Consider the following 21,470-nt stretch of genomic DNA (forward strand, 5'->3'; position numbering starts at 1 on the left):
AATCGCTTAACCCCTTTCACTTACCCATATTACAAACTCATAATCAAGTATATAAACTGATTATATTATTCCATAAAAAAAACCTCATACAACCAATACAGTTATATGAGGTTAACAATAAGCTAAAAAAGATTATTTTACTTTAATAAATCTTCCAGTATGCTTTTTTCCATTTTTTTCAAATCCATAAAAATAGATTCCATTCTTTAAAAAACGAACGTCAAATGTATTTTTCTTATTACCTAGGTTAATCTTTTTACTAAGAACAACAACACCGTTAATATCAAAAATCTGTATTGTAGATTGTAACTGCACGTTACTTCTTAAACTTAAATCACTTAAGTTAACAATAATCAAATCATCTACTACTGGGTTAGAAAACACCTTAATTTTATCTTTACTTTTTGTTCCTATGTTTTGTTTTGGTAAAGAAGCTACAGTAGTACTACAAGCACCTGTCTTTTTCCATGCTGCTTGCCAATGAGCTCCCGTTCCCGGTTCATAAGCCCATGCTGCACTTGATGAACACCAACCTGCTACACTACAACTAAATTTCTCTCCATTATTCTGTACTTCTGCATTTTGGCTGTATGATGTTCCTACTACATACTGTGCCACTCCATTACAACCACCTGTATTCCCTGCAGATTCTACAGTAACAGCTACACTAGTCGATGTAGTTTTAGCCATATCATTATCTGTAGCAACAACAGATAATTCATAGGTACCAACTTTTAAATTATTTACAGAATAAGTATAAGGACTTGTAGTATCTTCTCCTAATTTTACAGTTCCTCTATAAAACTCAACTAACGTAACTGTACCATCACTATCAGCTGCATTTGCAGCGATGTTTAACACATTACCTTCTGTAATAACACTATTATTGGTTGGTGCAGAAATACTTACTGTCGGAGCAACATTTTTGTCTCCACCTCCTGTGTCACCACCACATTTTTTAATACTCTCCCAAACTCCTGATTTACCTGGAGTTTCATTCTTTGTCCACCATTTAGCTCTATAATGCACATTATTATACTGAACATCATCTCCGTTAGTATACACTTTTGTTGATGACCATACAGAATAATTTACACATAGATCAGTACTAGCTTTTGTTATTGAAAAAGCTACTTGGCTTTCACTACTTTTATTTTCACTATTAGTAGCTTTTATTTTAAATACATATTCTCCTACTGTAGAAGCCGTATAGTTTGCTGTATAATTGTCACCTGTATTTGTTGCTGCAACTACAACTCCATTTACATCAAAAACAACACTAGTTATATTTCCTATAGCGTTTGTTACCGTTGCTGCTAATACTACATTTGAACCTACTTCTGAAGAATAATTATTCACAGGGCTTGTTATGGTAACTACTGGTGAAGCTGTATTAGCTTCTACCGTAACATTTACTCCTAAAGATACTGTTGAAGCATTATCATTATCAAAAGCTTTCGCTGTGATTGTGTGAGCTCCTAAACTTGGTACTGCCCAATTATATTCATATGGAGAGCTTGTATCCTGTCCTAACAAAACAGTTCCATCATAAAATTCTACTTTAGTAACAGTTCCATCAGAATCAGCTGCTCTTGCTGATATTATTACTGATGTTCCTGCTGTAAGAGTACTATTATTTACTGGTGCTAAAATACTTACTGTTGGAGCTTTATTAATTGGTAACGTACCTCCTTCTGCAAAAACTTCATTAATTTTGTTAACTAATGGAGATTTTACATTAGACCATCTTTTAAGTTTTCTACCAAAAGAAGTAACCGAACCTGAAATTTCAAGATCTCCAAAAACAGTCCATACAATAGTACCACCTAATCCATTATCGTTAATAAATTTAGCTTTTATTCCTATTGACTCCTCGTCATCATAACTAAGGAAAAAATTATCTTTTACCAAATACGGTACTTTAGCTTCATTATCCCATTTTCTTGTCCATCCACTATTTGGTGATAATGCTTTTTGTTTGATGAAAAAATAATTTGGAGTTCCATCATACACTTCTTTAGGCCAGTTAGTGTAATCTGCTGCTGTTTGAATTGGACCATCTGGCTGTAAAGTTTCTGCTCTTTTTACTGTTTTTTTATTAAGAGCTGCAGGACCATCTGTAATTACTCCTCTTCCATAAAAAGGTGCTCCAAAACAAATTTGCTTTTTTGGAACTCCTACTTCTACTAATTTATTTAAAGTACTTTGCCAATTAAAAAAATCAATCTCAGCTCCAGAATAAGGATATACTGGTGAGTTATGTCCTGCTTTATTAGACCATCCTCCATTATAATCATAAGTCATTATATTATAGTAATCCATGTTCTTAGAAAGTTTTGTCCAGTTGAATCCTTCTAACTTTCTTGGATCTGCAGCCATTGCTGAAGTAATCAATTTGTCTGTTCCAATAGCATTTCTTATATCTTGTACTAAAGTTTCAAAATTTGCAAAATCTGCCTGTGAACCAGTAAAATTCATCCCTGAATATGGCCCTGGATATTCCCAGTCTAAATCAATCCCATCAAATCCAATAGCTATTAATTTTTTACAATCTTCAATGAACCTTGCCTTTTTTACTGGGTCGGCTGCCATTTCTGGAAAATGTTTACACATACTCCATCCACCAATAGATGCCATTACTTTTACACCATTTTTATGAGCTATGTCTAATAACCCAAGTGCTCCATTCTCTTTTTTAAGAGGTAATGGTAAACCTCCGCTTAATCCCCAAACTGGATGCGTCCAAGTACTAGCTCCTACTTCAACCTGAAAACCTTGTGCTTCTGCACGAGTTTTTATTGAAGGATTCACGTAATTTACATATTCTAATTCTCCGAATAAAAGATGTAAATCCCAACTACTATATAAATCTGTGTAAAATAAATCTGCTGGCTCTTGCGATACATTCGCATCATAAATTTTCTTATTTCTATGATCTCCACTATGTAAAGAACCGTCACGTGCTACTCCAAAAAAAGAATAGTTTAAAATAGTATACTTAGAGTAATCAATATTTAAGTGTGTTAAAGCACCTGCTTTAGGAACTCCTGCTTTTGTATCTTTCCAAGCATCCCAATTACTAATATAACCAATAACTTGCTTTTGATGATCGGCTGTTGTTGCTTTTCCACCTGTATTTACCTGTGAAAACATAAATGCAGTGATAAAGAAAAAAACTATTTTCAGTTTTTTTCTAACTAATTTGAAGGGTGTCATAAATTTTATTTTAAATTAATTAATTCTTTTCAAAATTATGGCGAATATATTTTACCGTAAAAAAAAATAGCTAAACAACTAAAAAACAACACCTAAATACATATTTCATCATTTAAACACACTTTTACAAACTTAAAAAGCATTAATTTAATCCATCTTCATAAAGTAATTTTTAGTTTTAATAATTTATAAGTATTTTTATAACTAACTAATTATATACAACTTATGTCTAACTCAAACAAACCGAATACCTTATTCTGGATAATTGGTAGTATCTCTTTATTATGGAATGCAATGGGGGTTAACCAATACATTCAACAAGCTTATAAAACTGATGCTTTTAAAGCAATGTATCCTGATAAAAAAGTAATGGAACTAGCATTAAATACCCCATCATGGGTAATGGCAGCTTTTGCAATAGCTGTTTTTGGAGGTGTTTTTGGTAGTATTTTTTTATTACTTCGTAAACAAATAGCAAAACCTATATTTTTGGTTTCGCTAGTAGCGATTATTATACAAATGTTTTATAATGTTTTTATAAGTGGTGCTATGGATGTATACGGACCTGGCGTTCTTATAATGCCTACTATGGTCATTGGGTTTGCTATATTTATACTTTGGTATACTAAAAAGTGTAAAATTAAAGACTGGCTTTCTTAGTAATCTTTTTAAGATATAAAACCATAACACTATTTAGCATATATTAATCTTTTTTAGCTAACTGTATATAGTCTTCCTATTCTACTTAACATCTAAACTATGTAATATTCTAAAGTTAAAAAAAAACAAATACTCCAGCAATTAATTACTTACCAAGTACATCTTTTTTCACCTTTGGTAATTCTAATTGATATTTAACAACAACTGTTCTTATTATAAAAATAACAGCTGCTGGTATAACAAAATGAAGATCTTTGTTTATATTAAAATTACTTAAAATAAGATATACTACCCCACCTGCTAAACAAGCCGAGGCATAAATTTCCTTTTTAAATATTAATGGGACTTTTCGGGTAAGCACATCTCTAATTACCCCTCCAAAAACGGCAGATACCATCCCCATAACCAAAGCAACAAATGGATGTAAATCATATGCTAATCCTTTTTCTAGGCCTGATAAAGTGAATACACTTATTCCAATCGTATCAAATAAAAACATCGTTTTACGTAAAGGAGCAATTCTACTTCTAAATAAAAACGTAATCCCTACTGCTGTTAAAATTGTCCATATATAATTAATATCATTAATCCAGTTTATTGGATGTGCATTAATTAATACATCTCGCATCATACCTCCGCCTACAGCTGTTACGAAAGCGATAATAATAACACCGAATATGTCAAAGTCTTTTTTTATTGCAACCAATGCTCCACTTATAGCAAAAGCAAAAGTTCCTGCAATATCAAGGGTATAAATAATGTTCACTTATATACTTATTTCAGAAAATTGTATTTGTAATGTTCTTTCAACTTCTTTAATATTATTTCTCTCATTATTAAGAATTAATACCAGTGATACTCCTTTTTTTCCTGCTCTTGCGGTTCTTCCACTTCTGTGAGTGTAATATTCAATTTGTTCTGGTAATTGATGATGTACAACAAATCCTAAATTATGCACATCAATTCCTCTAGCAGCAACATCTGTTGATACTAATATTTGAAGGGTTTCTTTTTTAAAAGCACGCATTACTTTATCACGTTCTTTCTGCTGCATATCTCCTTCTAAAGCTTCTACTGAAAAACCTTCTTCTTTTAACTCTCGTGTTAATTTTTGAGCTCCAGCCTTTGTTCTTGCAAAAATAATACCTCTTTCTTCGTGTCTTTTCTCTAAGAAACGAACAATAACATTTACCTTTTCAGGAATAGTAGTTTGCAAAAATTGATGTGTAATATTTGCGTTTACTAACGAATTCTTATTAACCTCAACTTGCTTTGCAGAAGTATCCATATATTTTTTAATTATACTTCTAATTTCTTCTGGCATTGTTGCTGAAAACAACCATGTTTTTCTAGTTCCTGAAGTATATTTTAAAATACGATTTAACTCTAATTTAAACCCCATACTTAACATTTCGTCAGCCTCATCTAAAATTAACGTTTCAATATCTTTTAAATCAACATCTCCTCGCTCTATTAAATCAATTAAACGACCTGGTGTAGCTACAATTATATGTGTCGTTCTTTTTAAATTATTAATTTGACGTTCAATTTTCTCTCCTCCATAAACAGCTTCAACAAATATTTTACCATCTACATATTTCGTAAACTTAAATAATTGTTTTTTTATCTGCTGAACCAATTCTCTTGTTGGTGATAAAATTAAAACTTGAGTCGTATTTTTTGATACATCTATTTTATGCAAAGCAGGTAAGCCATAAGCTGCTGTTTTACCAGTACCTGTTTGTGCTAATCCTATAAAATCAGCATTATTACCTAATAAATAAGGTATAGCTTCTTTCTGTACTTCAGTAGGAGTTGTTATTCCTAACTCTTTCAACCCTGTTATGTATTCCTTTCGTACTCCTAATGCTCTAAATGTTGTCATTCTGTCAATTTATAAATGCAAAGATATTGCTTATTTTTCTCCTAAAAGTAAGTTTGTTACTTCTTTAGTTATTCTTTTTGGTTTTTGAGACGTTGCATCTAACAAACAAAATGTTGTTTGTGATTTAACTAAAAGTTCCTCTCCTCTACACATTTCAAAATGACGGATAGATTTTATTCCTGCTGTTTCTCCAACCCATGTTTTTACGGTTATCTCATCTCCTAAAACACCTTGTTTTTTGTAATCTACTTCATGCCTAATTACAAACCAAACATAATCTAACTGAGGAAGATCTTTTGTAAGTAATAGCCAATGACTGTTCGATACTTCTTGCATCCATTGAACATAAATCACATTATTTACATGATTATACTCATCAATCTCGTTTAAAGTAACTATATATTTTTTTTCATACGAATTCATGTGACAAAACTACATGAATGATGTTAATTATTACTTAAATCGACTGTTGATTTTACTGTTATAAGATAATATTTCTGATATTCGAATGTTTAAAATTATTTATGAATAAAATTACTAGCAAATTTGGTACAGAAAAGATAAGCAAATTACTTTTAAAGCAAGCTATACCAGCTTCTATAGGTATTTTAGTAATGTCTTTAAATATGATTGTTGATACTATTTTTGTTGGACGCTGGATTAGCGTTATGGCTATAGCTGCTATTACTGTAGTATTACCTATCGCTTTTTTAATTTCTTCTATTGGAATGGGAATTGGAATTGGTGGGAGTTCTATAATTTCTAGAAATTTGGGTAAAGGAAATACTTTAAAAGCTTTTAATGTATTTGGTAATCAAATTAGCTTAACTGTTGGTTTATCTTTACTATTTGTAGTAATAGGAACTTTATTTTGTTTTCCTATTCTTCAATTATTTGGAGCTAATGGTACTATCGTAGCTCCTGCTACTGAATATTTTCATGTAATTATTTATGGAGTTCCTTTTTTAGCATTTGCTATGATGGGAAACCCAGTTATAAGAGCTGTTGGCAAACCTAATTACGCCATGTTTACCATGATTTTACCAGCTATCGGTAACATTATTTTAGATATTATTTTCATTAAATTCATGAACTTAGGAATGTTTGGAGCCGGTTTAGCAACTTCAATTTCTTATGGAATAAGTGGGTTATTTGTTTTATGGTTTTTTCTGTCAAAAAACACGGAGCTTAAAATTATTCCAAAATATTTAAAAATCAATTTTTTAATTTTAAAAGAAATAATTGCTTTAGGTGGTATTACTATTGTTAGGCAAGGAACTATTAGTGTTTTAATTATTATTCTAAATTATACATTATTTAAATATGGCGGAGAAATATCAATAGCTGTGTATGGAATTATTAATAGAGTAATGATGTTTGCTCTCTTTCCTGTATTAGGTGTTACCCAAGGTTTTTTACCAATTGCTGGATATAATTATGGAGCTAATGATTCAAAAAGAGTTAAAGAATCTATTAAAGTTGCCATCTTATTCGGAACAGTAATCGCAACTTTTATTTTTATTTTAATAATGATATTTCCTACTCAATTAGTTAGTTTATTTACTAATGATAAAGAACTATTAAGTCGCACACCTAATGCTTTAATTATAGCATTTTTAGCTATCCCTGTAATTACGACACAATTAATTGGTTCAGCTTATTTTCAAGCAGCTGGTAAAGCTTTACCAGCTTTACTGTTAACATTATTAAAACAAGGTTTTTTCTTAATACCATTGGTATATATTTTACCTAAATTTCATGGAATAAACGGCGTATGGATGTCTTTTCCCATAGCTGATATTTTATCGACTATCGTTACTTTTTTTTTCCTACAAAAAGAAATCAGATTAAACCTAAAATGTAAAATTTAACACTTCTTTTTAATTGTGTATTAAAAAAAGTTATACATTTGAAACGTTCATTTCAATAAGATGCCAAAAGTAGAAACATTTAATAAAGAAGCTGTAATAAAACAGGCAACTGAAGTTTTTCATCGTAAAAGCTACAGTTTAACATCTATGCAAGATCTAGTAGATGCCACTGGTTTAAACCGTTCGAGTATATATAATTCTTTTGGTAGCAAACTTGACCTTTATATGGTTTGCTTAAAGGACTATCAAGCTTCTTTTAAATGTACTGTTGAAAAAGTATTAAGTAATGTAAATTCCCCTCTTCAAGCAATAGAAGCTATTTTTAACTTAAACGTTAAAAACAATAAAGCAAATAATAACATAGGTTGCTTAATTAATAATTGTACTTCAGAAATGGCCAATCAAGAAGTTACAATTAATAACTTTTTGAATAATAATCATAAAAATATGATTCAATTATTTCAAGAACTTATAGAAAAAGGACAACAAGAAGGTTCTATTAATAACAATAATTCTTCTCATGGATATGCATTATACTTACTAAACGCTATTCAAGGTTTAAGTATTTCTGGTATTTTAATGAACGATTGTAATCAACTAGAAGGCATCGTGAAAACAACCCTTTCTATATTAAAATAATTTTTTTTAACTCAATTTGAAACGAACGTTTCAAATAAAAACAAATAACAATGAATAAATTACAAAACAAGGTAGCAGTAATTACAGGTGCAAATAGTGGAATCGGTTTAGCAACTGCCAAATTATTTTTAAAACACGGAGCTAAACTAGTGTTGGCTGGTAGAAGAGAAAACGCTTTAAAAGAAGCAACAAAAGATTTAAAAGGTGAATACATAACTGTTGTTGCAGATGTATCTAAAGAGGAAGATAATATAGTATTAATCAAAAAAGCTGTTGAAAAATATGGCAAAATAGATGTTCTTTATTTAAATGCTGGGGTTGCACCGGTTGCTCCTACTACTGATATTACAATAGATCATTATAATGAAGTTTTTGACATTAATGTTAAAGGTCCGATATTAGCTGTAAAAGAAGCTCTAGCTCATATGAATGATAAAGGTAGTATACTATTTACAAATTCTATTGTTCATCAAAAAGGGTTTGACGGCCTGTCTGTTTACTCGGCTAGTAAAGGTGCATTAAGAGCATACGCTAGAGTATTAACTTCTGAAGTGAAATCTAGAGGTATTCGTGTAAACTCAATTGCACCCGGCCCTATAGATACTCCAATATACGGTAAAATGGGATTACCACAAGAAGTTTTAGAAGAAATGGGGAAAGGTTTTGCTAGTCAAGTACCTTTAGGTAGGTTCGGAACTTCAGAAGAAATTGCTAATACAGCATTATTCTTAGCTTCCGATGATGCTTCATATATTAATGGTGTTGAATTAGAGGTTGATGGTGGATTAAGTCAAATATAACTTTAACGAAGAAAGCTGAGATTATATCTCAGCTTTTTTTCATAATTATTATTCTAATTTAATCCTATCTATAATTCTCTTTAAAATAAAATTAAGTATTATAATTATCTGTAAATCTAATCAATAGTCATAAAATCAATGGTGTCGTTTTCAACTTATCTTTCTAATTTTATTTATCTTTATTTCGAATATATGAAATGGTAAAACTAGAATCTCATTTTTTTTAAATATTAAAGTAGTAAACTTAAATAATGGGAAATTTACTTTTTAATAGCACAAAAAAAATCAAGAGTGTTTTTATCGCATTTATCTGTCAAGATATAATCTTCTGAAGAGATTTTATGCACTAGATTCTTATGTTTTTTAAGTAATTTTTTTCTATTTATTCTATTGAGTACTTCATAAGGTAATTTAAGTAATAAAGAAGGTAGTTTCTTCTCTAAACCAAAATAATCCCATTTTAAAATTTTTCTAACTCTTTTTTTATTTTCACTATAATACTGGCTTGAAACTTCATTTCCTTTTATACCTTTTATTACGACAGATTTAAATATAGAATTTAAAAGCACATCTAATTCTTTATATTGATACTCTCTGTAATGCCAAGGATTTCTTGCTACTGATTGCTCAACATTTGGAGTTGTTAAAAATAAAGTCCCATTAGGTTTTAATTTTTTATAAATTTCTTTCAAAAATTGAACATCATTTTTTATGTGCTCAATTACTTGAAAGCATACAACAAAATCTAAACTTTCATCTTTTATTTGTGGTAACGGAGGAGCTTTTTGTTTTATAACGGTTGCCTCAGGGAACTTTTTAGCAAGCTCGTTAACTGCATAATTCGCTTTATCTATAGCATAGATATCTGTACATTTTTCTTTTAATAAATTAAGTCCATATCCCTCACCTGGACCAATTTCAAGTAAAGAACCATAAACTTTATTTTTAATAAGTTCATAGGCTTTTCTTGTTCGCTGATACAAAGGTGAATCAGATGATATTTTTGAAGAAGTAACTTCTGTTGAAAAAAAGAACATATAATTAATAAGGCCAGTTTTTAAGCTTCCATTTTTTTAATTGCTTTTTAAGCAAATTCAATTCAGCTATTTTGTGATTATAATATTTAGGATTATATGCTTTTATTTGAAATATCATTTGCTCATAACGTTTCATTAAGCTATTTGTATATCTTACATTAATAATTGGTCTAGGTGGATTAAAAGAAAGTATCCATTTCAGTTCATTTTCAATATTTTCTATAGCAGTTGAACAAATTTTATATCCTTCTACTCTTTTATTAATACGATAATAAAGTTTTCCAAGAGCAAACCCAAATTCATGAAAAGGTATTGATTCATTTGGTAGCGTTTTTATACAGTAATCTAGTGCACTTTCTGCTTCTTTAATATTGTTTTTTTCTATTAACGATTGTGCTAAAAAATAGTAAGATCTTCTTAAAATATTTTTAGAGATACTAACAGATTCATCAGTTACTTTAGAATCAATATTATTCTGTTTTTTAAAAGGATTTGAAGTTACTAAGTTTTTAAAAGAAGTCCTAGTATCTACAATTTTTGGATTTAATTTATCTTTAGGTCTAATCATTGGAAGTAACTCGAAAACAATTCCTTTTTGAATTAAATAATTGTCAAGCCCTAAAAAATGCTTTTTATCTCCGGTTTCAGCGAAGCAAATAGAACGATTTTTAAGATTGTTACCTATAATATCTAGTAAAATAACATCATTTTTATAAAAGATATTTTTTTTATACGACCATTTTAAAGTATCTATTTTTTTAATACTCCAGTCAGATGTTTTATTATTTTTCTGAATAGGTAAAATAAAATTTTCAGTTGGCATTAAATAAAATTCACTCCCTTGAAGTTTTATTTTATTTTTAGAGTTATTAAGAAAATTACCTACCTTTTTTAGGTTAAAGTATTTATTAGTTATTTTACGTAAAGGAATTTCTGTATCAATTTTGGAATTAATAAAATCATCATTAAGAGAAATAGTAATAGGTTTAGATTTATTAATTTTCACTTTTAATTTTTGAGCATACCAATCTAATTGTAATTGATCAAAATTTATTATTCTTACGTCTGTTCTGTAATTTTCAACCTCTTGTAGGTACCAAAGAGGAAAAGTCATATTATCGTAGTTCGTAATCAAGATAGCTTGTTCAGGGCAAGCATCTAAATATGCTTTTCCAAGTTCAAAAGCAAAAACCTCCTTCTTTCTGTAGTGACTATCAAAACCTTTAGCTAATAATTGAACAGGAGAAACAAATAAAGTAATTAGTCCGATCGTTAAAATTCTAATTTTCTCATTTTTTATAAATTTAAATAATGAGAATAAACTATTAACAGACAGGCCTATCCATATACATAAAAAAATAAATGAACCCGCAAAAATATAATCTCTTTCACGAATTAATACACTTTGTGGCACTGGGTTAACATAAATTGTTATTCCAATACCAAAGGTTAAAAACAATAAGATAGAAGTTAAAAAGTAAACTTTTTGCTTACGCAATTGGTACAAACCTAATAAACCAAGTAAAAATGGAATTCCGTAGAAAACAGTATTGCTATTTAAATTTTTAAAATATTTTGGAATAACTGATTCGTTTCCTATCCTATATCTATCAATAAAATTAAAACCAGAAGCCCAGTTACCTTTTGTTATACTTCCTGTTCCTTTAAATGTATTTTGAACTCCAACAAAATTTTGAAATAAATATCTTAAATATAGCCAGTTTACTTGATAGTTGTAAAAAAAAGATAAATTTTCATAAAAAGTAGGTTTATTAATACTTTTCTTTAACTCGGGTAAAAAAACAGGAGTCCCTTTTATAGTCGTCCAAGTATTATATGCTTCTTTATTAATATTGTTTTTATGAAAAACTCTCGGGAAGAACAAATTAAACTTTTTATCATAATTATAAATACTATTCTTACCATCATTAATAGTAGTATATTTCTTTTTAGTAGGACTATATTTTAATGTAGGTTTTCCATCTAAAAAAGGAGTCTTACTATTTAAAGGAGCATTGAAAGAAGTCCCTTTTAATAAAGGAATATTAGAAAGACCAAACTGTTCAGCTCTAATATACTTTAATAAATCTAAGGAAGTTAAAGTTGTGTTAGATACAGCTGTATTTACTTGTGATCTTACTAAGGGCATTATGTATGAAGAAAAACCTACATAAAACATAAGTAAACAAAGTAAAATATAATTAAGCGTAAATTTTCGTAACTTATGACTTATAAAAACACTTAAAATTATACTTAAAATAAGTGCAATATAACCTAAAGTAGTTCCGAAATTAACAGGAAACTTTAATGTGTTAACCATCCAAATATCAAAAGAGGATAAAACAGAAATAGTTCCTTGAAATATTATATTAAGAAAAATAAAAAATAGAACTAATCCAAAAAACAAAGAAAGAAGAATATGCTTTGTTTTAAAACCAATTTTTTTATTAAAAAAAATAAGTGTCAGAGGTATTATTACAGCTAAATTAATCAGGTGTACTCCAAGTGAAATACCCAATAAAAGAAAAATTACTAATAATAGTTTTTTTTCTTGTCTTTTATTTTTGACTTCTTCCCATTTCAAAATTAACCAAAAAATTAAAATCAATAAAAAGAAAGACAAAGTGTATACTTCTGTTTCTGTAGAAGCAACCCAAAAGCTATGACAAAAAGCAAATGATAAGGCTCCAATAATTCCTGAAATATTATGAATTTTGTTACTTCTATTAGGTGTTATTTTTCTAGAAAATATTACAATTATTTTAAATAAATAAGCAACAGATAAAGCTCCAAAAAGAGATGAAATTAAATTAGAAACAATAATCGGTTTTATAAAGAAAAAAACTCCTATTAAAATATTACCTATAAGGGTATAAAAAGGCGCGCCTGCAGGGTGTGTTGTTTGTAAAGAATAATTAGAAACAACAAATTCTGGGCTATCCCAAAAAGTTATAGAATTAGGAATGCAAATTGCATAAATAATAAAAGAGATTAAAAATAATCCCCAGCTGACAATTGTTTGGGTTGATCTCACAGACCTCAAATATATAATAAATAAATTCAGAACTAAAAGTTAATTTTTTTTTTAAAACAATGTTAATTTTAATCTGTAATTTTGTCATAACCAAACAATTAAACGAAATGAATAAAAAACTACTACTAATCGGTATTCTACTTCTTTGTTTTGCAAGAAGTCATGCCCAAACACTTAATGAAACATCAGGTACCGGTTCTGGTGTAAGCATTACAAGTGGAGATTATAATACAATGTATGGAGACAGTACAGGTTCAGCTCTTACCTCAGCTCATTATACTACTTTTTTAGGATACAGAGCAGGAAGATTCAATACAACTTCTGAGAGTACATTTATAGGATATATGGCAGGATATTCTAATACAACAGGTTTTGATGCTACTTTTATAGGAATGGAAGCTGGTAAAAGTAATACAACAGGAGGTGATAATACTTTCATAGGAACAGAATCTGGTGAGTTTAATACAACGGGGTATGATAATACTTTCGTAGGAGAAGAATCAGGAACTAAAAATACAACAGGATATGAGAATGTTTTTATAGGTGAAGATGCGGGGTTTTCTAATACTACAGGATATAGAAATACATTTGTAGGAAATGAAGCTGGAATTTCATCAAATACAGGTTTTAGAAATACTGGTATTGGAGACGAAGCTTTATCTGATGTAGATGAAGGAGATCATAATACTGCAGTAGGTGATTCAGCAGGTACAGATGTAGGAGATGGGAGATGGAATACGATGATTGGAGCAGCTTCTGGTGTAGCCACAGAGTATGCTGATTATAATACATTTGTTGGAGGGATGTCTGGTTGGGATAATAACCGTACCAATAGTACAACGAATGCAAACAGAAATACCTATGTAGGTTTTCAGACAGGTTTTTCTAATAGAGAAGGGGAAGATAATGTAGGTATGGGAGCTTTTTCTGATTATAACAACACAAGACGCTATAGAACAACATTTATTGGTGCTGATATTGATGTAGATAATAATGATGTTATTATTATGGGATACAGTGGTTATAACAATGCTCAGTATAGTATTTCTATTGGTAATAACCATGATATGCGTGGTAATAATGCTGTTGGTATAGGAAATTCATTAAACATGAATGCTAATGCCGATTATTCAGTAGGTTTTGGAGATCTAACAAATATTTCACAATCGTATGCTGTAGGTATCGGTAATAGTGTAGATATAGATAATAAACAATCTGTAGCTATTGGTTCTGGAGCTATTATTAAAAATGATGGAGCTATTGTTATTGGTTACGGTGCAGCTTCAAATGACTTAATTGATAATACTGGAGGTGCATTAGATGCAACAAACAATATAGCATTAGGGTACAATGCTATTGTTAGTGGAGACAACTCTGTAGCAATAGGTAATGCGGCTACAGCGGCACTTGCAAATACCATGGTTTTAGGTGGAGCTACCAATCCATTAAGTGTTGGTATTGGAACAGATACACCAAATGCAAAAGCCTCATTAGATTTAACAGGAACTACTAAAGGTTTATTGTTAAATAGATTAACAACAGCACAAAGAACAACTTTGCAAACTGGTTTAACAGCTTTAGAAAAAGGACTATTTGTTTATGACACTGATTTAAATGCTCCGTTTTCATGGAATGGAACTCAATGGGTTACATCTGAAGCTGACACAGATGCACAAGATTTATCTTTAAGTACTAATACATTAAGCTTAACGAATGATGGAACTAGTGTAGATTTATCAGGGTATTTAGATAATACGGATGCGCAATCTATTTCATTAGCAACAAATACATTAGGTATTTCAGGAAATGCATCTACGGTAGATTTATCTGGATACTTAGATAACACAGATGCTCAATCACTTTCATTGGCAACAAATACATTAGGTATTTCAGGTAATGCTGCTACAATAGATTTATCTGGATACTTAGACAACACAGATGCGCAATCACTTTCATTAGCAACAAATACATTAGGTATTTCAGGGAATGCTGCTACAATAGATTTATCTGGATACTTAGACAACACAGATGCTCAGGACTTATCTTTAAGTACTAATACATTAAGTTTAACGAATGATGGAACTAGTGTAGACTTATCAGGCTATTTAGATAATACGGATGCGCAATCACTTTCTTTAGCTACCAATACGTTAAGCATTTCTGGTAATGCATCAACTATTGATTTATCAGGTTATTTGGATAATACCGATGCACAATCACTTTCGTTAGCAACAAATACATTAAGTATTTCAGGAAATGCATCAACTATTGATTTATCAGGATATTTAGATAACACAGATGCACAAGATTTAAGTTTAACAACTAATACGTTAAGTTTAACGAATGATGGAACAAGTGTAGATTTATCAGGTTATTTGGATAATACAGATGCACAAAATTTATCATTAAGTAGTAATACATTAAGTTTAACGAATGATGCGACAAGTGTAGATTTATCAGGGTATTTAGATAATACAGATGCACAATCAATTTCATTTTCAGGAACTACATTAAGTATAGCAAATGGAAATAGTGTTAATTTATCAGGATTACAAGATGGAACAGGGACTGATTCACAAAATTTATCATTAAGTAGTAATACATTAAGTTTAACGAATGATGGAACTAGTGTAGATTTATCAGGGTATTTAGATAATACGGATGCGCAATCACTTTCATTAGCTACCAACACATTAAGTATTTCTGGTAATGCTGCTACAATAGATTTATCTGGATATTTGGATAATACGGATGCTCAGGATTTAACACTTAATACAACTTCTAATATCTTAAGTCTTACAAACGATACTACAACAATTGATTTATCTGCTTACAAGGACAATACAGACAATCAAAACCTTATTTTATCAGGTACAACTCTTAGTATTGCTAACGGTAACTCTGTTGATTTAGCTGATTTAGGTGGAGCTACAGGAACAGATAATCAAGACTTAACGGCAACTTTAACAGGTAATACATTACAAATTGATATTGAAAATGGGAACTCTATATCTGTTGACTTATCTCCTATTCTTGCGAATCAAGAAACTAAAATAAATGATTTAATTTCTAGGATCGAGAAAATTGAATCATGTGCTTGTAATGGTACTTTACCTTTACCTAAGGGTCTAAAAGCTAAACTTTTTCAGAATACTCCAAATCCTTATTCAACTGAAACTAAAATACCTTTTATTATTCCTACCAATGTTACTAATGCCTATATTAAAATACATAATACTAATGGGCAATTAATTCAAAAGATAGTTTTAACGGAGCGAGGAGAAAATCATATTATTTTCGATAATGATTATTTATCTTCTGGAGTTTATATTTATTCACTGTATACAAATGGTGTAAGAATAGATTCTAAAAAAATGATTATTAAAAACTAAATACTTCTTTAACTCTAAGCAAAAAGGTGCTGTTATTAATAACAGCACCTTTTTGCTTTAACTATATATTATTCTAATAAATATTAAACTACACTTTCCCCATTCAAATTAGTAGTAAGTATATCACTCATTAAATTAAAATAAGGGCGAAGCGCTTTAAATGAAGCATTAACTTCATCTACGAAATTTTTAGACATAACTTCCTTGTCTGTAAATTTACGAATAGCTATAAAACCTTTTTTTCTAATTAAATCTATTGACTTATGCTCTTTATCAAAACCTTTAGGAGCCGTTTTTAACTCATCTCCCTCCAATTTACCATTAAAATACTTTACAAAACTGTCTTCAGATAAAACTTCACGAATTTCAGAATCGTCTAACTCAAACTCTTTTCTAATACGAAATAAATCTTCTTTTTCAGGTTGCCAAAACCCACCTCCTAAAACAGTATTTCCAGGTTTTATCTGTAAAAAATACCCGCCTCTTAAATGTTTTCCATTTCTAGCATAAGAAACTGCAAAACGCGGATTATATGGTGTTTTATCTTTTGAAAAACGTACATCTCTATAAATTCGATATACTTTTTGTTTCCCTATATCATCGTGTATTTCTAATTTTTGATGGATGTTTGAAAATAATTCTTTTGCATTAGTTAAACAAACATCATATTCCTTTTTATTCTCTGTAAACCAGTCACGATCATTATTTTCATTTAAGTTTTTTAAAAATTGAAAAGTTGATTTTTCTAATTGCATTACTATTGAATTTTAGGAAGTGAAAGATACTAATTTTAGCCCAATAACAATATCCATTAATTTTTTATAACTACATGAAATCGTATATTAATAAACCTACTTTTTCTTATTTTTTGAAATTAATAAAATCCCTGATACTACAATTATAATCCCTACAACTTGTAGAATCGTTATAGTTTCATTTAAAAAAATAACCGCTAGTATAATTGTTGATACTGGTCCTACTCCTGCAACAATAGCAAAATTTGATGAATTGATTAACTTTATGGAAATTGAAACTAAAAATGAAGGAATAACAGTCGCAAAAACGGCTATAAGAAAACCTAAAAGATATACCTCCCATGAAAAACTAAAAATATTTACATTTGAAATAATTCCAAAATGGATAAAAACACAAATACATGATACCAACATTGCATATGCTGTAAAACGCATAACTCCAAACTTTGGAATTAACCAACCACTTCCTACTAAATAAGATGCATATGTTATTGCACTTAACAACACAAAAAAGCCTCCTATATAAGTATTATTACCTGAAATACTTACCTCGCTTCCAAATGTAATTAATATACCCAAATAAGTTATAAAAATTGCCAATTGTTGTTTTTTACTTATACGGTGTTTAAAAAACAACCTATTAAATAACAATACTATTGTTGGGTATATAAATAAGATAATACGTTCTAAACTAGCTTTGATATACGTTAACCCTACAAAATCAAAAAAACTAGCCAAATAATAACCTACAAAACCAAAAAGAAATACCCACAAGTAATCATTTTTAGTATTCGGTATTTCTTTATTTTCATTTCTAAAATAATATGCTATGACTATGTAAAAAGGAAATGAAAAAAGCATACGTAACAATAAAGCACTAATAGCATCTACATCATATTTATAAACTAGTTTTACCATTACAGCTTTAGATGAAAATAAAACGATTCCTAAAATACCTAGTAATACACCTCTAAAAAATTGTTTTTATTTCTCATCAGGCAAACATAGTATTACTTCTCTTTATTAGAAGAAATTAAACCCTCTATCTTACGATAGCCAATTATACAAAAACGTATTAACACAAGACATAACCCACTATAAAAAAACATATTAAAGCTATTATCATGAATAAAAAACGTCATATCGAAGTTATATCGATATGACGTTTTAATTTATTTTAAAAACTAGTAAACCTAATTACACATTAAATCTAAAGTTCATAATATCACCGTCTTGTACGATGTACTCTTTTCCTTCAACACCTAATTTACCTGCTTCTTTTACTTTTTGTTCACCACCTAAAGTAGTATAATCTTCGTACTTTGTTACTTCTGCACGAATGAACCCTTTTTCAAAATCGGTATGAATAACTCCAGCTGCTTGTGGTGCAGTATCACCTATATTAATAGTCCAAGCTCTTACCTCTTTTACACCAACTGTAAAATAAGTTTGTAAGTTTAATAATTTATAAGCCGCTCTAATTAAAACAGAAGCTCCTGCTTCTTTTAATCCAATATCAGCTAAAAACATTTCACGCTCTTCATAATCATCTAACTCAGTAATATCAGCTTCTGTACCAACTGCTAAAACAATTACCTCAGCATTTTCGTTCTTTACAGCTTCTTTAACAGCATTTACATAATCGTTACCTGTTACCGCAGCTCCTTCATCTACATTACAAACGTATAATACTGGCTTTGCTGTAATAAATTGTAATGACTTAACTATTTCATCATCCTTTTCAGAAAATTCAATTGCTCTTACAGAAACTCCACTTAATAAAGTCTCCTCAATCTTTAATAAAATTTCTAATTCAATTTGAGCTTCTTTATTTCCAGTTTTAGCTGTTCTTTTTACACGCTCTAAACGTTTTTGAACAGTCTCTAAATCTTTTAACTGTAATTCAATATCAATTGTTTCTTTATCTCTTACGGGATCTACCGAAGCATCTACATGAATAATATTATCATTATCAAAACAACGTAATACATGAATAATCGCATCTGTTTCACGAATATTTGCTAAAAATTGGTTTCCTAAACCTTCACCTTTACTTGCTCCTTTTACCAATCCTGCAATATCAACAATTTCAACTGTTGCTGGCATTACTCTTTCAGGATTAACCATACCTTCTAAAACCTGAATTCTAGGATCAGGTACATTTACAACACCTATGTTTGGCTCAATAGTACAAAACGGAAAGTTTGCACTTTGTGCTTTTGCATTTGATAAACAATTAAATAATGTTGATTTTCCTACATTTGGTAACCCTACAATTCCTGCTTTCATTCTATTCTTTTATTGAAAAATTTGCGAGTGCAAATATAATGTTTTGCTTTGAATTTTAGTCGTTTATTTCATGTTCAATTATATTTAACAAAAAGGAAATAAAAAAACATTTAAATATTTTTTACTATATTTCAAAAACATTTAAACAAAACATTCGCTTTTCTTTATGAAAAAACTGTCTGATGAAATTTTATGGAAATCCTTAAAAGAGGGCGATTTAAAAGCTTTTGGAGCCCTTTTTAAAAACTATTATTCTAGTTTATTTAATTATGGATTAAAAATTTCAGGTAACAAAACAGTTACTGAAGATTCTCTTCAAGATTTTTTCATGTATATTTATGAACATCGAGAAAACTTAAGCGATTTAAATCATATTGCGCCATATTTATTTACTTCTTACAGAAGATTTATTATTAAAATTCTTCAAAAAAATCAAAAAACAAAAATGGTACGTGACATTAACGAAAATATTGTTGATATTCACTTTACTCCTGAAGAACTTATTACCCATCAAGAATCAACTACTTTTAGAAACAAAAACTTAACTACTTTATTAAATAAACTTCCCAAAAGACAACGTGAAGTTTTATATTTAAAATATAATTGTAATCTTAAAACTCAAGAAATAGCCGATGTAATGGATATCAACTACCAGAGCGTAGTAAACAATATACATAAAGCAATAAAAGGCTTAAGAGAAGAAATTAAAGTATTACAATTATTTAATTCTTAAATTCGCCAACTTAAAAGAGTATATATTATAATTTAAGTACTTATAACGATATAAGCATACGTTTTCCCTACATTAATAATGACGAATAAAATATACAATAACATTAACGACTTTTTAAACGATACCTCTTTTAAAAATTGGGCGTTAAATACAAAATTGAGCGATGTATCTTTTTGGAATTATTGGTTAGAAAACAACCTTGATAAAAAAGAGCTTGTTAAAGAAGCAAAAGATATTATTATTGGTATCCAATTTAAAGAAAGTCTTATTCCTGAAGAAAAAATAAATCTAGAATGGAGTGCTTTTGAGAAAAGAATTTTAGAAAAACAAAAAACACCTAAAAAAGTTTCTTTCAACAAAGGTAAATGGATTGGAATTGCAGCAACGATTGCTTTGTTTATATCTATTGGGTTTTATGCTTTTAATAATACAACTACAACATATACAACCGGTTTTGGAGAAACATTAAATTTAAAACTTCAAGACGGAAGTACTGTTACCTTAAATGCTAATTCAACCCTTTCTTATTCAAAAGATAACTCTAGGAAAGTTTGGTTAAAAGGTGAAGCATATTTTCAAGTAAATAAAAAAAAATCTACAAACGCTAAATTTTGGGTACTTACAAACGACCTAAAAGTTGAAGTTTATGGTACTATGTTTAATGTAAACTCTAGAAAAGAAAAAACTCAAGTTTTCTTAGAAGAAGGTAATATTTGGCTATCATTAAAAAATGGAAAATCAAAAAAAATGCTTCCTGGTGATTTTATCTCTTTCTCTGCAAAACAAAATAAAATTTTAGAAGATCACACCAAAGTAGTAGCTACAGAAAAAACTTCTTGGAAAAACGGTACCCTAACTTTTAATAATGCCACATTAATTAATGCGTTAAAAAAAGTTACAGAAACCTACGGTTATAAAATTGTCTTTAAAAACAAAAAAATTAAGAACACCTTAATTACAGGAACAGTACCAACTACGAACTTAAATATTTGTTTAAAAGCTATAGAAAAGTCTGCTAATGTTATAATTACAAAAGAAAACACTAAATTAGTTGTTTCTAAAAAATAATTTACACAGTTCATCAAACTATTAAAACTACTAAAAAGCCGCTCTTCATCTAACATAATTATCTTTGGATTCTTATGCTTTTTTACTACAG

General features: G+C 29.3%; 16 protein-coding genes and 1 pseudogene. 7 read left to right on the forward strand and 10 right to left on the reverse strand.

All coding sequences use genetic code 11. From position 1 onward, the window contains the following. Positions 1–132: 132 nt before the first annotated feature. Positions 133–3,216 (reverse strand): glycosyl hydrolase family 18 protein, encoded by a 3,084-nt coding sequence (locus H518_RS19950; protein WP_081411194.1) that lies wholly within the window; start codon positions 3,214–3,216, stop codon positions 133–135. A gap of 225 nt (positions 3,217–3,441) precedes the next feature. On the opposite strand from H518_RS19950, the gene H518_RS0114245 reads away from it, so the two are divergent. Then, entirely contained in the window at positions 3,442–3,876 is a 435-nt protein-coding gene (locus tag H518_RS0114245; RefSeq protein WP_028889688.1) for a hypothetical protein, read from the forward strand. 145 nt (positions 3,877–4,021) lie between these two features. Here the strand turns inward: H518_RS0114245 and H518_RS0114250 are convergent, their stop codons facing one another. From H518_RS0114250 to H518_RS0114260, 3 genes are read right to left on the reverse strand one after another with little or no spacing between them, the layout of a single operon-like run. After that, positions 4,022–4,642, reverse strand: a complete 621-nt coding sequence (locus tag H518_RS0114250) for a trimeric intracellular cation channel family protein (RefSeq protein ID WP_028889689.1) — start codon at positions 4,640–4,642, stop codon at positions 4,022–4,024. Further along, the gene (locus tag H518_RS0114255) at positions 4,643–5,761 is read right to left on the reverse strand and encodes a DEAD/DEAH box helicase (protein ID WP_028889690.1); all 1,119 of its coding nucleotides are present in this window, start codon (positions 5,759–5,761) and stop codon (positions 4,643–4,645) included. 30 nt (positions 5,762–5,791) lie between these two features. Further along, on the reverse strand, positions 5,792–6,184 hold the full coding sequence (locus H518_RS0114260) for an acyl-CoA thioesterase (protein ID WP_028889691.1): 393 nt from the start codon (positions 6,182–6,184) through the stop codon (positions 5,792–5,794). Positions 6,185–6,285: 101 nt separating this feature from the next. Here H518_RS0114260 and H518_RS0114265 point away from each other — a divergent pair, with 101 nt between their 5' ends. Genes H518_RS0114265 through H518_RS0114275 form a run of 3 tightly spaced genes read left to right on the forward strand, consistent with a single transcriptional unit; the run spans position 6,286 to position 9,071 of the window. After that, positions 6,286–7,632, forward strand: coding sequence for an MATE family efflux transporter (locus H518_RS0114265; protein ID WP_028889692.1), 1,347 nt, complete (start codon positions 6,286–6,288; stop codon positions 7,630–7,632). Between the two features lie 60 nt (positions 7,633–7,692). After that, positions 7,693–8,271 carry a TetR/AcrR family transcriptional regulator gene (locus tag H518_RS0114270; protein ID WP_028889693.1) on the forward strand — a complete coding sequence of 193 codons (579 nt, stop codon included), beginning with the start codon at positions 7,693–7,695 and terminating at the stop codon, positions 8,269–8,271. Between the two features lie 50 nt (positions 8,272–8,321). Next, on the forward strand, positions 8,322–9,071 hold the full coding sequence (locus H518_RS0114275) for an SDR family NAD(P)-dependent oxidoreductase (RefSeq protein WP_028889694.1): 750 nt from the start codon (positions 8,322–8,324) through the stop codon (positions 9,069–9,071). A gap of 260 nt (positions 9,072–9,331) precedes the next feature. Here the strand turns inward: H518_RS0114275 and H518_RS0114280 are convergent, their stop codons facing one another. Together H518_RS0114280 and H518_RS0114285 are read right to left on the reverse strand one after the other, a co-directional pair. Then, positions 9,332–10,108 (reverse strand): class I SAM-dependent methyltransferase, encoded by a 777-nt coding sequence (locus H518_RS0114280; protein WP_028889695.1) that lies wholly within the window; start codon positions 10,106–10,108, stop codon positions 9,332–9,334. A 4-nt stretch (positions 10,109–10,112) separates the two neighbouring features. Beyond that, positions 10,113–13,142 (reverse strand): glycosyltransferase family 117 protein, encoded by a 3,030-nt coding sequence (locus H518_RS0114285; protein ID WP_028889696.1) that lies wholly within the window; start codon positions 13,140–13,142, stop codon positions 10,113–10,115. 107 nt (positions 13,143–13,249) lie between these two features. Between H518_RS0114285 and H518_RS21240 the strand changes: the two genes are divergently transcribed. Then, positions 13,250–16,534 (forward strand): T9SS type A sorting domain-containing protein, encoded by a 3,285-nt coding sequence (locus H518_RS21240; protein WP_028889697.1) that lies wholly within the window; start codon positions 13,250–13,252, stop codon positions 16,532–16,534. An 83-nt stretch (positions 16,535–16,617) separates the two neighbouring features. Here the strand turns inward: H518_RS21240 and H518_RS0114295 are convergent, their stop codons facing one another. The 4 genes and pseudogenes from H518_RS0114295 to ychF form a co-directional block, all read right to left on the reverse strand. Next, entirely contained in the window at positions 16,618–17,289 is a 672-nt protein-coding gene (locus H518_RS0114295; RefSeq protein WP_028889698.1) for a DUF2461 domain-containing protein, read from the reverse strand. Between the two features lie 96 nt (positions 17,290–17,385). Beyond that, complete coding sequence (locus H518_RS21540) at positions 17,386–17,868, reverse strand: EamA family transporter (RefSeq protein WP_407635134.1); 483 nt, start codon at positions 17,866–17,868, stop codon at positions 17,386–17,388. Beyond that, positions 17,860–18,249, reverse strand: a pseudogene (locus H518_RS21545) (DMT family transporter); the annotation flags it as partial. The pseudogene H518_RS21545 and the gene H518_RS21540, both read right to left, overlap by 9 nt. A gap of 237 nt (positions 18,250–18,486) precedes the next feature. Then, entirely contained in the window at positions 18,487–19,578 is a 1,092-nt protein-coding gene (gene ychF / locus H518_RS0114305) for a redox-regulated ATPase YchF (RefSeq protein ID WP_028889699.1), read from the reverse strand. A gap of 166 nt (positions 19,579–19,744) precedes the next feature. On the opposite strand from ychF, the gene H518_RS0114310 reads away from it, so the two are divergent. Then, positions 19,745–20,311, forward strand: a complete 567-nt coding sequence (locus H518_RS0114310; protein ID WP_028889700.1) for an RNA polymerase sigma factor — start codon at positions 19,745–19,747, stop codon at positions 20,309–20,311. Between the two features lie 78 nt (positions 20,312–20,389). After that, a complete protein-coding gene (locus H518_RS0114315) occupies positions 20,390–21,379 on the forward strand; it encodes a FecR family protein (RefSeq protein ID WP_028889701.1) in 990 nt (329 codons plus the stop codon). Positions 21,380–21,470 lie beyond the last annotated feature (91 nt).

It is taken from the genome of Tenacibaculum ovolyticum DSM 18103 (genome assembly GCF_000430545.1).
Lineage (GTDB): Bacteria > Bacteroidota > Bacteroidia > Flavobacteriales > Flavobacteriaceae > Polaribacter > Polaribacter ovolyticus.

Coding starts and splice junctions, on each gene's coding strand:
- H518_RS19950 (WP_081411194.1), bottom strand. CDS start 3,216: ATGACACCCTTCAAATTAGTTAGAAAAAAACTGAAAATAGTTTTTTTC.
- H518_RS0114245 (WP_028889688.1), top strand. CDS start 3,442: ATGTCTAACTCAAACAAACCGAATACCTTATTCTGGATAATTGGTAGT.
- H518_RS0114255 (WP_028889690.1), bottom strand. CDS start 5,761: ATGACAACATTTAGAGCATTAGGAGTACGAAAGGAATACATAACAGGG.
- H518_RS0114260 (WP_028889691.1), bottom strand. CDS start 6,184: ATGAATTCGTATGAAAAAAAATATATAGTTACTTTAAACGAGATTGAT.
- H518_RS0114265 (WP_028889692.1), top strand. CDS start 6,286: ATGAATAAAATTACTAGCAAATTTGGTACAGAAAAGATAAGCAAATTA.
- H518_RS0114270 (WP_028889693.1), top strand. CDS start 7,693: ATGCCAAAAGTAGAAACATTTAATAAAGAAGCTGTAATAAAACAGGCA.
- H518_RS0114275 (WP_028889694.1), top strand. CDS start 8,322: ATGAATAAATTACAAAACAAGGTAGCAGTAATTACAGGTGCAAATAGT.
- H518_RS0114280 (WP_028889695.1), bottom strand. CDS start 10,108: ATGTTCTTTTTTTCAACAGAAGTTACTTCTTCAAAAATATCATCTGAT.
- H518_RS21240 (WP_028889697.1), top strand. CDS start 13,250: ATGAATAAAAAACTACTACTAATCGGTATTCTACTTCTTTGTTTTGCA.
- H518_RS0114295 (WP_028889698.1), bottom strand. CDS start 17,289: ATGCAATTAGAAAAATCAACTTTTCAATTTTTAAAAAACTTAAATGAA.
- ychF (WP_028889699.1), bottom strand. CDS start 19,578: ATGAAAGCAGGAATTGTAGGGTTACCAAATGTAGGAAAATCAACATTA.
- H518_RS0114310 (WP_028889700.1), top strand. CDS start 19,745: ATGAAAAAACTGTCTGATGAAATTTTATGGAAATCCTTAAAAGAGGGC.
- H518_RS0114315 (WP_028889701.1), top strand. CDS start 20,390: ATGACGAATAAAATATACAATAACATTAACGACTTTTTAAACGATACC.